General features: G+C 43.8%; 12 protein-coding genes. 8 read left to right on the top strand and 4 right to left on the bottom strand.

Going from position 1 to position 13,382, the window contains the following annotated elements; translation table 11 throughout:
- Positions 1–18 precede the first annotated feature (18 nt).
- Both AC0L46_RS08460 and AC0L46_RS08455 read left to right on the top strand, forming a co-directional pair.
- Positions 19–1,236 (top strand): aminotransferase class V-fold PLP-dependent enzyme, encoded by a 1,218-nt coding sequence (locus AC0L46_RS08460; RefSeq protein ID WP_473502909.1) that lies wholly within the window; start codon positions 19–21, stop codon positions 1,234–1,236.
- Between the two features lie 7 nt (positions 1,237–1,243).
- Entirely contained in the window at positions 1,244–1,630 is a 387-nt protein-coding gene (locus AC0L46_RS08455) for a SufE family protein (RefSeq protein ID WP_473502907.1), read from the top strand.
- On the opposite strand, the gene AC0L46_RS08450 is transcribed toward AC0L46_RS08455, so the two are convergent.
- The gene (locus AC0L46_RS08450) at positions 1,627–2,532 is read right to left on the bottom strand and encodes a LysR family transcriptional regulator (protein ID WP_338269565.1); all 906 of its coding nucleotides are present in this window, start codon (positions 2,530–2,532) and stop codon (positions 1,627–1,629) included. The two genes, AC0L46_RS08455 and AC0L46_RS08450, sit on opposite strands and share 4 nt — an antisense overlap.
- Before the next feature lie 186 nt (positions 2,533–2,718).
- Here AC0L46_RS08450 and AC0L46_RS08445 point away from each other — a divergent pair, with 186 nt between their 5' ends.
- The 5 genes from AC0L46_RS08445 to AC0L46_RS08425 all read left to right on the top strand — a co-directional run bounded on the left by AC0L46_RS08445 (position 2,719) and on the right by AC0L46_RS08425 (position 9,713).
- Positions 2,719–4,551: an ABC transporter ATP-binding protein gene (locus AC0L46_RS08445; protein ID WP_473502905.1), complete on the top strand. Its 1,833-nt coding sequence runs from the start codon at positions 2,719–2,721 to the stop codon at positions 4,549–4,551.
- A gap of 45 nt (positions 4,552–4,596) precedes the next feature.
- Positions 4,597–6,126: an ABC transporter substrate-binding protein gene (locus AC0L46_RS08440; protein WP_473502903.1), complete on the top strand. Its 1,530-nt coding sequence runs from the start codon at positions 4,597–4,599 to the stop codon at positions 6,124–6,126.
- Positions 6,127–6,192: 66 nt separating this feature from the next.
- Entirely contained in the window at positions 6,193–7,116 is a 924-nt protein-coding gene (locus tag AC0L46_RS08435; protein WP_473502901.1) for an ABC transporter permease, read from the top strand.
- Positions 7,117–7,119: 3 nt separating this feature from the next.
- Positions 7,120–7,971, top strand: a complete 852-nt coding sequence (locus tag AC0L46_RS08430) for an ABC transporter permease (RefSeq protein WP_473502899.1) — start codon at positions 7,120–7,122, stop codon at positions 7,969–7,971.
- Positions 7,968–9,713, top strand: coding sequence for a M14 family metallopeptidase (locus tag AC0L46_RS08425; RefSeq protein WP_473502897.1), 1,746 nt, complete (start codon positions 7,968–7,970; stop codon positions 9,711–9,713). The genes AC0L46_RS08430 and AC0L46_RS08425 overlap by 4 nt, the downstream gene beginning before the upstream one ends.
- 77 nt (positions 9,714–9,790) lie before the next feature.
- Here AC0L46_RS08425 and tcdA read toward each other — a convergent pair whose 3' ends face one another.
- Positions 9,791–10,576 (bottom strand): tRNA cyclic N6-threonylcarbamoyladenosine(37) synthase TcdA, encoded by a 786-nt coding sequence (gene tcdA, locus AC0L46_RS08420; protein ID WP_473502895.1) that lies wholly within the window; start codon positions 10,574–10,576, stop codon positions 9,791–9,793.
- Between the two features lie 96 nt (positions 10,577–10,672).
- Between tcdA and AC0L46_RS08415 the strand changes: the two genes are divergently transcribed.
- Positions 10,673–11,413 carry a TrmB family transcriptional regulator gene (locus tag AC0L46_RS08415; RefSeq protein ID WP_414681595.1) on the top strand — a complete coding sequence of 247 codons (741 nt, stop codon included), beginning with the start codon at positions 10,673–10,675 and terminating at the stop codon, positions 11,411–11,413.
- Positions 11,414–11,499: 86 nt separating this feature from the next.
- On the opposite strand, the gene AC0L46_RS08410 is transcribed toward AC0L46_RS08415, so the two are convergent.
- Positions 11,500–11,919 carry a F0F1 ATP synthase subunit epsilon gene (locus AC0L46_RS08410; RefSeq protein ID WP_414681594.1) on the bottom strand — a complete coding sequence of 140 codons (420 nt, stop codon included), beginning with the start codon at positions 11,917–11,919 and terminating at the stop codon, positions 11,500–11,502.
- 62 nt (positions 11,920–11,981) lie between these two features.
- Positions 11,982–13,358 carry a F0F1 ATP synthase subunit beta gene (atpD, locus tag AC0L46_RS08405; RefSeq protein ID WP_414681593.1) on the bottom strand — a complete coding sequence of 459 codons (1,377 nt, stop codon included), beginning with the start codon at positions 13,356–13,358 and terminating at the stop codon, positions 11,982–11,984.
- Positions 13,359–13,382 lie beyond the last annotated feature (24 nt).

Below are 13,382 nucleotides of genomic sequence, written 5' to 3'. Positions count from 1 at the left end.
GTGAGATACACAACAAACATGGCTTTTGATCCTTTATCTATTCGCTCTTCTTTTCCAATTTTGAATCAAATGGCCCATGGTCATCCGCTTGTGTACTTAGATAATGCCGCGACCACTCAAAAGCCTTTGTGCGTTTTAGATGCCATTCAAGACTATTACCGCAACACCAATGCGAACGTGCATCGTGGCGCGCATTTTCTCAGCGACAAAGCCACCAGTCAGTTTGAAAACGCTCGCCAGACAGTGGCACGATTTATTCGTGCGCCACAAGACAGTCATGTGATTTGGACAAAAGGCACAACAGAAGCCATTAATATGCTGGCTTATGGGTTAGAGCATTCACTAGAGAAAGACGATGAGATTCTGATTACCAGTTTGGAACACCATGCGAATCTGGTGCCTTGGCAACAATTGGCAAATCGAACCGGTGCTGTTTTGCGTATCTTACCGCTGGAAGCCGATGGTCAATGGAAAACGGAATACGAATCCTACTTTACGCAAAAAACACGAATCTTCGCAGCGACTCACATATCTAACGCCATTGGCGTCAGTACGCCACTAAAGACCATGTTAAACCTAGCCAAACAACAAGGCGCGCTAACCTTGGTGGATGGCGCGCAAGCGGTAGCGCATTATTCTGTGGATGTAGAAGAGCTAGATTGCGACTTCTATGTTTTTTCTGGACACAAGATGTATGGCCCAACGGGCATTGGTGTTTTGTATGGAAAAGCACCTGCATTAGAGGCCTTATCGCCTTACCAAACGGGCGGAGAAATGGTGCGAAAAGTGTCTTATCAAACAACAGAGTTCAATGATTTACCTTATCGATTAGAAGCTGGAACACCGAATATCGAAGGCGCGATTGGCTTGGCGGCGGCCTGTGATTTCATCGAGAAACAAGATCGAAAGGCGTTATTGGATTGGGAACAATTCCTCGCCGCCCATGTTTATAAACGACTTTCTCACAACGAAAACATTAAGATTCATTCGCCTGAAAACAACACAACCTTGGCTTCTTTATCTGTACCCAATATTCATATTCTAGATTTGAATTCTTACCTAGATAGCCAAGGAATAGGCGTTAGATCTGGGTCACACTGTGCCCAACCTTTAATGACAACGCTTGGTGTCGAGGGCACATTACGCGCTTCTTTTGCTTGTTATAATACGATGGAAGAAGCTGATCGCTTCTGTGATGTATTAATAGAAGCCATCGACTTATTGGGCGAGGATTGAGTTTTCCATGGCAAATTACCTAGAAATCAAACAACAGCTTCAAGCTTGTCGTAGCAAAGAAGAGACTTTTAAAGCGCTTGTCACCTTAAGCAAAACTTTATCCAGACTCTCAGCCGCAGAGAAAACAGAACAACACAAGGTAAAAGGTTGCGAGAGCGCGGTTTGGCTCATCATCGAAGAAATAGACGGCATTCGCCACTTTAAAGCCGACAGCGACGCCAAACTCATGCGTGGCGTGTTGGTCGCCATCCTAAGCTTAGTGGAAGGAAAAACCTCTGATAACATCCAGTCTATGGATTTAAAAGCAAAGCTTGCTGAGCTGAATCTTTCCAGCTATTTAACCAGCTCTAGAACCAATGGCGTATTGGGAATTTTGGATAAAATACAGGCTTAACTTTTCTCAAATTCCGGCATATCAGGCACAACGCTTTTAATCGTCTGAATGAAGTTATGCAATGAATCATGCTGTTTTATGTTTGTCGGGTAGGCAATGCCATAAGGGTAATAAACAGCAGGTTCAAAACTTCGAGTTAACACCCCTCTTCCGCTCCAAGCTCTTGCTGCAAAAGGCTCTAAAACACCAACAGATAATCCTGATGCGATAATCGCATAAGCCGTATGAGAGGTATCGATATGAATACTTTGATGAACCTTATCTTTTACAGACTCTAAAGCATGATCCAGTTTATTCCAGTATCCAGGGTAAGTGTCGATAACGGAAAGCACCGTTTCGCCAATCAAATCCTCCGCACGAATACTGCTTCTTTCTTTCAATGGGTGATCAGCATGCATAGCAAAAACAAAACGAGCATTACCAATAAATTCTCTTTCAATTCCTGCTAACTGAGGCAACTCCAAACCAACGGCTAAATCTATAGAGTTTGTCTGAAGCTTCATCACAATTTCAGACATAGGCAAGGTTAAAATACTCACCCGCTCTGCTGGATAGAACTTTTTATGTTCCTTTAAAACCAGAGGCAGCAAGGAGCTAGATATTGCGGAAGTACAAGCAATTTTTAATTCACTCGGCGTTCTATTACGAATCCGATCCGCCACGGATTCCAGCTTTTGTATACCTAAAAAGCTCTCTTCCACGGAACGAAAAAATTCCGCCGCCTCAAGCGTTGGGTATAAACGCCCTTTGCGTCGATCAAACAAGGTAAAACCCAGCGAACTTTCCAAATCACTTAACAAACGACTCACAGCTGGTTGAGATATATACATTTTTTCCGCAGCCGCAGACGTTGTGCCCTGCAACATAGTGTATCGAAACGCTTCAATCTGCCGAAACTTCATAATACCCCATAATGTTTAGTTATAAGCTATGCGTAAATATAAGTAGATATAATGACATTAAGTTTTCATTATAGGAATAAGCAAAGAAAAAGAATTATTACCTTAGGCGTATACATTCCTCATCTTTGTCAAAGGAACAAACTCAATTCGTTAACCTAAAACTATATTATAAAGGGACGATTTACCGTGCTAGATAACTCAAGCTCGACCATTCTCGCTGTCAAAAATTTATCTGTTGAATTCGGTCCATCCCGAGTTATCGATGATTTAAGCTTCAGCGTACATCAAGGTAAAACACTCGCCATTGTAGGAGAATCCGGCTCAGGTAAGTCGATCACTTCACAATCCATCATGCGTCTAGCAGAAACCTCTGGTGCTCAATATCCGTCAGGCCAAATTCTTTTCTCGACTGAAGAAGGTGAAACAGATCTTCTGTCTTTGTCGCAGGATGAAATGCGCCGCATTCGTGGTAAAGACATTGCGATGATCTTCCAAGAGCCAATGACATCGCTCAATCCTGTTTTTACGATTGGCGACCAACTGTCTGAATCGCTTTCTCTTCATAAAAAGTTGAGTAAAAAAGAAGCCTTAGAAGAAAGCAGCAAACTACTCAAAATGGTTCGCCTTCCTGACGCAGAAGACATGCTGAAACGCTATCCACATCAGCTTTCTGGCGGCATGAGACAACGTGTGATGATCGCGATGGCCTTAGCTTGTCGCCCAAAAATCCTGATTGCTGATGAGCCAACAACGGCGCTGGATGTAACAATTCAAGCACAAATATTAACCATACTGAGCGACTTACAAAAAGAGCTTAATATGGCGGTGATTTTTATCACTCATGACATGGGCGTCGTAGCAGAAATCGCAGACGATGTTGTGGTGATGCTAAAAGGGCAAAAAGTGGAAGAAGGCCCAGTGAGAGAAATCTTTACCAGCCCTCAACACCCTTATACTCAAGCTTTATTATCCGCTGTACCAAAACTAGGCAGCATGACAGGAGAAGCTTTTCCAAAGCGCTTCCCAATTAATTCAATTGAAGATGGCCAACTGCGCTTAGTTGGTGAAGAAAAAGCACAAAACACCGCACGGTATAACGAAAAGCCCCTTCTTTCCGTTAAAAACCTTGTTACTCGTTTCGATACCAAAAAGGACTTCTGGGGACGCGTGACTCACCGCGTACACGCCGTAGAAAAAGTCAGCTTTGATATTTATCCGGGAGAAACGCTAGCACTGGTTGGAGAATCAGGCTCTGGTAAATCGACCATTGGCCGAACGATTCAGCAATTACAAGCCGCCACCAGCGGTGAAATTAGCTTTGAAGGTAACCCTTTTTACAATATGTCTAAGGAAGACCAACAAAAGCTACGCCAAGAAATTCAATACATTTTCCAAGACCCATTAGCCTCACTTGATCCACGAAAAACCATTGGCTTTTCGATTGCCGAGCCGATCAAAACCCATAAGTTAATACAAGGCGAAGCTAATATTCAAAAACGCGTTCACGAGCTCTTAGAACGTGTCGGATTGACGGCAGAACACGCTAAACGTTATCCGCATCAATTTTCTGGTGGTCAACGCCAACGTATTTGTATCGCTCGAGCGCTCGCTTCTAACCCAAAACTCATCATTGCCGATGAAGCTCTTTCTGCTTTGGATGTGTCTATTCAAGCTCAAATCATCAACCTTTTTATGGAGCTTCAAGAAGAGCACGGCATTGCGTATTTGTTCATTAGCCACGACATGGCGGTGGTGGAAAAAATGAGCCATCGTGTGGCGGTTTTGTACCTAGGTCAAATAGCTGAGCTCGGCTCACGACAGCAAGTGCTGGAAACGCCAACCCATTCATACACAAAACGTTTGTTGAGCGCTGTCCCTGTGGCAGATCCAACCATAGAAAGAAGTTTAGGCCGTCTTACAGGCGAAATTCCAAGCCCTGTCAGACACGTGAGTGATGAGCCTCTCATCGTATCTCACACAGAAGTTGCACCGGGACATTTTGTCGCCGACGCATCATAAAAATAATAATTCCCTCATATCACGAAAGAACGGAGCACTATAAAAATGAACACCAAACAGTATTTTTCGATGGCATTAAAATCCATCGTTATGGCTACCAGCATCACGGCAGCAAGCGTTAGTTTTGCAAGCACATTAACCGTCTCTTCCCCTCAAGATCCGGGAAGTTGGGACCCAATCGATACCTTTTTAATCAACTGGGCATCGGTTTCTACGAACATTTATGATGGCTTAACCTATCGCGGCCCAGATCTTAAGTTAGAACCTGGCCTTGCCACATCCTGGCAGCAACTTGATAACGGCACCCGCATTCGTTTTAACTTGCGCCAAGGCGTAACGTTTCATAATGGCGAAAAGTTTGACGCTTCTGCCGTAAAATTTACCTTTGATCGCCTGATGGGAGACGAAGGTAAAAAAGGCCCTCAACGCTCGAACTATGCGGCCATTGAATCCGTTGAAGTGATTGACAGCCACACGGTCGATTTTCATCTAAAAGCCGCTGATCCAGTATTGCTAACCAAACTAGCAGGCTACGGCGCGATGATTGTGCCGCCTAAATACATTCAAGAAAAAGGCGAAGACTTCTTTAACACTCACCCAGTCGGAACAGGCCCATTTAAGTTTGTTTCGTACGAGCCGAAAGTGGACATCAAGCTAGAGGCCTATGACAAACATTGGGACGGCGCACCTAAGTTATCCAATCTAAATTATCGCTTTATCAGCGAGCCTTCTACAGCGGTTGCGGAACTGCAATCTGGTCGCGTTGACTTAGTGATTCCACCAACCATTCCAATCGGCATGATCAGTACCATTGAGAAAAGCCCTGAATTAGACGTTGTTACGACCGTTAGCCCAAGTGTTTATGCCCTACGTTTTAATACTAAAAACGGCATTACGAAAGACGAACGCGTTCGCAAAGCCTTAATCTACGGTGTTGACCGCCAAGCCATTATCGATTCGATCTTGGGTGGACAAGCGTCTGCTATTAGCAGCTTCCAGAGCCCAATTTCCTTTGGTAATGACCCTGACATGTCACCGCTTCCATACGATCCAGCGAAAGCCATGCAGCTTCTGAAAGCCGCTGGCATCAAACCGGGGACCAAAGTTCAAATCGACATTCGAGGCAATGATTCAACCTTCAATGAAGTGACTCAAGCCATTGCCAGTTACCTACAAATTATTGGTTTGAATGCGACGATTAAGCCTTATGAGACCAGCGTTCTTATCAATGACATTGTGCCTGCTGGAAAAACAGGAGAAATGTTCCAACAAGGTTGGGGCGGTTGGACGTTAGATTACGACAACACGGCTTACTTCATGTATCACACAGGGGAAAAATGGAACCCTTACGACAGTGATCCAGAGCTTGATAAGTTATTGGAATCTCAACGCTCTCTTACTGACAGTAAACAACGTGAAGAGATCCTTAAATCCATTGCGAATTACACGGCAGATAGAGCGTTAGAAATGCCGCTTTACAATCTAAATGCCATTTTCGCTGTATCTAAAAAAGTAAAAGGCTTTGTTCCTGTACCTGATAGTCGTATGCGTCTAAACAATGTGACTGTCGAATAATCGAAGAAGACACGATTGCTTCGTCTCTAAGGCGAAGCAATCTCTATGATTAATAAGGGAACACTCATGGCTAATTTTTTACTAAAAAGATTACTGCAGGCAATATTCGTACTCTTTGCCATTACGCTACTGGTCGCCTTCGCTATTCGCTTAACTGGCGATCCCGCTCTCATGCTGACTCAAGGCGCAGGGAGCGTGACTGAGGCAGATTTGGTACTGATTCGTGAAGCGTTAGGTATCAATAAACCTTTCTTCGCTCAATATTTTGAATTTATCCTAGGACTATTTAGCTTTGATTTAGGACGTAGTTTCCTAGGTGGCACGCCAGTCTCAGACTTGATCAGCACATCATTGCCAGCCACGCTCATTCTGGCGGTGTCTGTCATGCTGATTTCTATTGTGATCTCGATTCCTCTTGGCATCAAAGCCGCTGTATCAAAAGGAAAATGGGCCGATCAGACGATTCGTATCGTGTCTTTGGTTGGTTTGTCTTTCCCGAACTTCTGGCTAGCACTTATGTTGGTGTTGGTGTTTTCCATCTGGCTGCAATGGTTACCGCCGAGTGGCATGTATGGTTTCACAAGTTTCTTAATGCCCGCTTTCACCATGGCCATCATATTAACGGCAACAAACGTTCGTTTGGTGCGTTCCTCTATGCTGGAAACCTTACAAGCGCAATACATTATGGTCGCTCGTGCCAAAGGCTTGAGTGAAAACACGGTTCTGTACAAACACGCGTTACGTAATTGCGCCATTCCTCTGATTACCTATTTCGGTTTGCAGTTTGGTGGATTACTGGGCGGCATTGTTGTCATTGAACGTGTGTTTAATTGGCCTGGTTTGGGATCTTTAGCATTCGATGCGGTAAGTGGTCGTGACTACCCTGTTCTACAAGCTGTCATCACCATTCTGTCCATGCTTATCGTCAGCGTTAACCTTTTGGTTGATATTGCCTACGGCCTAATTGATCCACGTATTCGCACGGAGTAAAAGATGATGACCAATCGTTTTCGTTCAAGCTTATCCAGATATAACAGCTTAGAGTTTATTCTTGGCGCGCTTCTCACTGGTGGGATTTGTTTTCTCGTTATTTTTTCAGATCTGATCTTTCAAAGTGCCGATAAGATTAATTTATCCGCTCGACTATTAGCACCCTTTGCTGACCCTGAGCATATTTTTGGTACAGATCCTCTTGGCAGAGACATTCTTGCTCGCGTCGTTTCTGGCGGAAGTGTTTCTTTGCAAGTGGGCTTTTTGTCTGTTGCAGGCGCCGTCGTATTTGGCGTGATTATGGGATTAGTCTCTGGCTATTACCGTGGTTTCTGGGATGTCATCGTTATGCGTTTTGCTGATGTGCAATTGGCCATGCCATTTATCCTTCTGGCAATTACCTTTATTGCCATTGTCGGTGGCGGTTTAGCGAACATGATCTTTTTGTTAATCATTTCCCAATGGGTGCAATACGCCAGACTCGTTCGTGGTTCTGTGTTGTCGCTAAGAGATCGTGAGTTTATCCAATCCGCACAAGCCATTGGTGTGAGCAATTTTAGCATTTTATTTCGCCATCTTTTGCCGAATCTAATCGGACCTGTGATTGTCTTAATGACGCTGAACGTTGCCAATAACATCTTGTTAGAAAGTAGCTTAACTTTCCTTGGACTTGGTGTTGACCCTCTTACGCCAAGCTGGGGCGGAATGCTCGCGGATGGTCGTACTTATATTCAAAACGCTTGGTGGGTAAGTGTCTTTCCTGGTATCGCTATCTTATTAACGGTGCTTGGTTTAAACCTACTGGGAGATTGGCTACGAGACAGCTTGGACCCAACGGGTAAAACATCACGATGAGTTCTATTTTCTCCACGCACATTTCTCTCACAACGGATTGGCTGATTAAGGAATTTAGCCAATCCGAATACCAAGATTGTACGCTTGAAGCTTGGGTGTTTGCCGATAAAGCACACAGACAAAAGGCAGAAGTGTCGCTTCAGAAATTGGGTGTAAAAGCCAGAATACGAAGCGCCTATAAGCCGTTAATTCATTTTTTTATGGAAGATCTACCCTTCCCAAAAAGCGATATTAAAGCAATACAAGTCATCTATCCGATTCATGATGCTGCGCCAGAAAAACGTTTTTTATTAGAGGCTTATCCGTTGTCTGCTCTGATGGAAAAGCAGGAGATTGAATTCATTGGCAGCGAAAAGCATCAAGATCACTATGAAGTGGTGTTGATATTAGCCTCTGGTGAATCCCATGTTGTTAACGTGTTTGCGCCGAATCATCTGCACTCAACTTTGATCAATGAACAACATTTGTCCCCAACAGGCTGGATAAAAATCACTCATCCAAGTCGAGGTGTTTGTAAAAATGAGCAAGTCATTACCGATTATGAACAGCTCTTTCATCAAACGCTCAATGCCATTAGCCAGCATTCATGGCAGGAAAAAGAGCCGTATTTTGAAGAGCTTAAAATCACCGTTCACCTTCCTTATCAAGATCAGGATTTGCCTTATGATCATGAATCAATCAGCCTAAAAGAAGCCTTACATGAGGATCTGTATTTCTCTATTCTTGAATGGTTCAAGGTAAAAAGTGGCTATCTTGCCCATGGAAGAGAAGGACAAATCGGCCATATTGTGCCAGATGTTCTTTATACAGAAGATGAACACGCTAGTGTTCAAGTTGAATTACAAACATACCAACGACAAAACTCTACAGGCTTTCAGTCTCTTGAGTACGCTAAAAAAGCCATTAGCCAAGAACAAATTGAAACGGAATTAAATAAGGTCGAAGGTGAATCGTTTTTCGCTCAAACCATCACAGGTAGGCAAGTTCATGGACGTTATCATACTGGTTCAGATCATCCTGTGATGATCAGTAGCGGTCAGCATGCGAATGAAACATCCGGTGTCGTTGGTGCACTCAAAGCAGTGCGAGTACTTTCTCAAAAAAAGCGCAGCCACTTTTCTATTTCCCCTTTAGAAAACCCTGATGGTTATGAGCTGCACCAAAGGTTAATCCAGAATAATCCCAAACATATGCACCACGCTGCACGTTATACCGCCCTTGGAGATGACTTAGAAAATAGGAAACACGAACCTTTTTATGAAAAAAGTATTCGTCAGCAGGCGAAACAACGGAGTCAGGCTTGTTTGCACATTAATCTACACGGTTATCCGTCACATGAATGGACACGGCCATTATCCGGTTATGTGCCTCATGGTTTTGATATGTGGACAATTCCTAAGGGCTTCTTTCTGATTTTACGCCACAATGGCGAAGATGAGTGGCTAAGCTATACAGAGAAGTTTCTGCAATTTGTGACAGCTAGATTGAGTCAGGTTTCGGGCCTTGTCTCTTTCAATCAAAAGCAGATCGATCTCTATACGCAATATGCTGGTGAGGTTAACTTCCGTTTTATTAATGGTATTCCGTGTCTGATTAATCAGGTGCAAAACCCTGATGTGCCAGTGCAACTTATCACAGAGTTTCCCGATGAAACCCTTTATGAGGACGCTTTTATTTTGGCTCATCAAGCACAGACAGCAACCGTGCTAGCAGCCTATGAAGCCCATCAGCTATTCGCTTAGCATTTAAATTTTAGCTTCACTTTAAGCAAACGCAGGGACGAACCTGCGTTTGCTTATCTAATATATTTTATTGATTTTCAGGCGTTATTCGCTTTACTCGCCAACTTCTCCAAGACTCTAGAAACCGCAACAAACCCAAAAGTAGCGGTCACCGCTGTACTGGCGCCAAAGCCTGTATCACAGTTCATTTTTGTTTCTGTATCTCCTTTTAATCGCTGTTTAGATACAGTTCCATCTCCTTGTGGGTAGCTAAGCTGTTCCATGGAATAAACACATTCAATATCAAAACGACGTTTCGTATTACGGCTAAAGTTATAATAACGACGAAGAAAATTACGGAGCTTTGAAGCCAGTGGGTCTTTTTCTGTTCGTGACAAATCAGCAATTTGAATTCGAGTTGGGTCCCTTTGACCACCAGCACCACCGACTGTGATGAGTTTACGCTTGTTACGCTTACACCAAGCCACCAGAGCCGCTTTTGGCTTAATACTATCAATGCAATCAATAATGTAATCAAACGGCTCAGAAAGAAGCTCAGGTATGTTATCTGGGGTGATAAAGTCTTCGATGCAATCAACCTGACAATGTGGATTGATTAACTGAATGCGCTCTTTCATCGCATCCACTTTGGCCTTGCCAATATTGCCATCCAATGCATGAATTTGACGGTTGGTATTGGTAATGCACACATCGTCCATATCCACTAAGGTAATGGTGCCAATACCAGAACGAGCGAGCGCTTCGGCAGCCCATGAACCAACTCCACCAATGCCAATTACGCACACATTTGCTTGAGAAAAAAGCTCATAAGCAGCATCTCCGTATAATCTACGAATGCCACCAAACCGTTGTTCATCTGTCACTTTTCTCTCCTCATGAGCCGTTTTGCGATTTTTTCTTTCAATAAGTGTATTCTTTAACATCATTAATATGACCCGACATCTGAATATGTGAGCCTTATGATTCAACAAGCCTTCGAACAACTTGGTTTAACGCCACGAGAAGCTCAGCTTTACCAAACTTTGTTAAAACTTGGCCCTTCTTCCATTCGAGACATTGCTGAACACAGTGGTATTAACCGAGGAACGGCTTATGAGTCGCTTAAGCAACTGCAAAGTAAAGGCGTTGTTAGTTACTTCCCAAAAGGGAAACGTCGTTTTTTTACAGCGGAAAACCCTGATATTTTACTCAACCTAGCAGAAGAAAAACGTACTCGCCTTGATAAGACCATTGAATCATTAAAGAACACAATCATTCCCAACCTACACCAGCAGCAGCCAGATTATCACCACACAAATGTGCGTTACTATGAAGGCGATGACGGTATTGAATGGGTATTGCGGGATATTTTAAACGTGGTTTCAGCGCAAGACCATAAAGAATATTGTGTGTTTTCTTCTAAGCCCATTCGACCTTACTTGTATCGCCCTTTTCCAAACTACACAAAGCAGCGAGTGAAGCTTGGTATCAATGTAAAAGTCATTGCCTTGGGTGATGGTGGTGAAGAAGCGGAATTATCTGAGCGTAAGTGGATTAAAACCGAAGGCTCTGTCGATGCCAGCTACATTGCGATTTACCCACCAAAGTGTGCCATCATTTCCTTGGCCAGTAATAACTTCCCTTCGGCGGTTGTATTAGAGTCAAAAGACATCGCCAAAGCCCAACAGATTATTTTCGATACTCTGTGGAAGATGCTTTAAGTCTTTTTATCTAAAACCCTCAAATAACAGACAATAAAAAAGCAGCCATCAGGCTGCTTTTTTTAACTCTTCATTCTAAGTAACCGTTAGTTATGCTCACGGAACTGTTGAATAGTACGCAAGCGGGCCATAGCTTCGGCTAATTCCGCTGTCGCACGCGTGTAGTCGACGTCAGGTTTTTGCTCAGCTAAAAGCTCAAGAGCATGCTTTTTCGCTTGTTGCGCTGCGTCTTCGTCCAGATCTCTTGCACGAATAGCTGTATTAGCTAAAACAGTGATACGGTGAGGTTGAACTTCTAGGAAGCCACCTGACACGAAGATATTCTCTTCATCACCATTTTCTTTAATCACACGAACAGGACCTGGTTGCAGAGTTGTTAACAACTGAGCGTGGCCAGGCATAATGCCTAGGTCACCATAGCTGCCTGCAGCCACAAGAGATTGAACTGCACCAGAAAAAATCTCTTGTTCAGCGCTTACGATATCGCAGTGTACTGTGATAGCCATAAGTTGCCTCTCTTAAGTCATACTTAGCAAAGCGTTTTTCAACGCCTTGCTATGCGTGATGGTTAAAGTTTCTTAGCTTTCTCGACAGCTTCGTCGATGCTACCAATCATGTAGAACGCTTGCTCTGGAAGATCGTCATACTCGCCATCCAAGATGCCTTTAAAGCCACGAATGGTTTCTTTTAAAGGAACATATTTACCTGGAGCGCCTGTGAAGACTTCAGCTACGAAGAAAGGCTGAGACAAGAAACGCTGGATTTTACGAGAACGGTTAACCGTTTGCTTATCTTCTTCAGATAACTCGTCCATACCCAAGATTGCGATGATGTCTTTCAATTCTTTGTAACGCTGCAATACCATTTGTACGCCACGTGCTACGTCGTAGTGCTCTTGACCGATAACAAGAGGGTCAAGCTGACGTGAAGTAGAGTCAAGCGGATCGATCGCTGGGTAGATACCCAAAGATGCGATGTCACGAGACAATACAACGGTTGCGTCCAAGTGGGAGAAAGTCGTTGCTGGAGAAGGGTCAGTCAAGTCATCTGCAGGTACGTATACCGCTTGTACAGATGTGATAGAACCTGTCTTAGTAGAGGTGATACGTTCTTGAAGAACACCCATCTCTTCAGCAAGTGTAGGCTGGTAACCTACCGCAGATGGCATACGACCTAGCAATGCAGATACTTCTGTACCCGCAAGCGTGTAACGGTAGATGTTATCTACGAAGAAAAGTACGTCACGACCTTCGTCACGGAATTTTTCTGCCATAGTCAAACCAGTCAAAGCAACACGTAGACGGTTACCTGGTGGCTCATTCATCTGACCGTATACAAGAGATACTTTGTCGATTACGTTCGAGTCAGTCATCTCATGGTAGAAGTCGTTACCTTCACGAGTACGCTCACCAACACCAGCGAATACAGAGTAACCACTGTGCTCGATAGCGATGTTACGGATAAGCTCCATCATGTTTACGGTTTTACCTACACCGGCACCACCAAACAGACCTACTTTACCACCCTTAGCGAAAGGACAAACAAGGTCGATTACCTTGATGCCTGTTTCTAGCAATTCGTTGCTAGAAGACTGCTCAGAGTAAGAAGGTGCTGAACGGTGAATAGACCAGCTTTCTTCAGCGCCGATTGGGCCTTTTTCATCAATTGGGTTACCTAGAACGTCCATAATACGTCCTAGAGTTTTAGTACCAACTGGTACAGAAACTGGGTTGTTTGTGTTTTCTACAGCCAAACCACGCTTCATACCATCAGTAGAACCCATGGCGATGGTACGAACGATACCGTCACCTAGTTGCTGTTGAACTTCCAACACCAACTCTTTACCCTCGATGGTCAGGGCATCATATACTTTTGGCACATTATCACGTGGGAATTCCACGTCGATAACAGCACCGATAATTTGTACGATGTGTCCGCTACTCATGTTCGGATCCTCTTAAAAACCTAA

This window comes from Marinomonas sp. 15G6-16, assembly GCF_055809555.1.
Note: the sequence above shows the minus strand (reverse complement) of the source record. Positions and strands in the feature narration are given on the sequence as shown.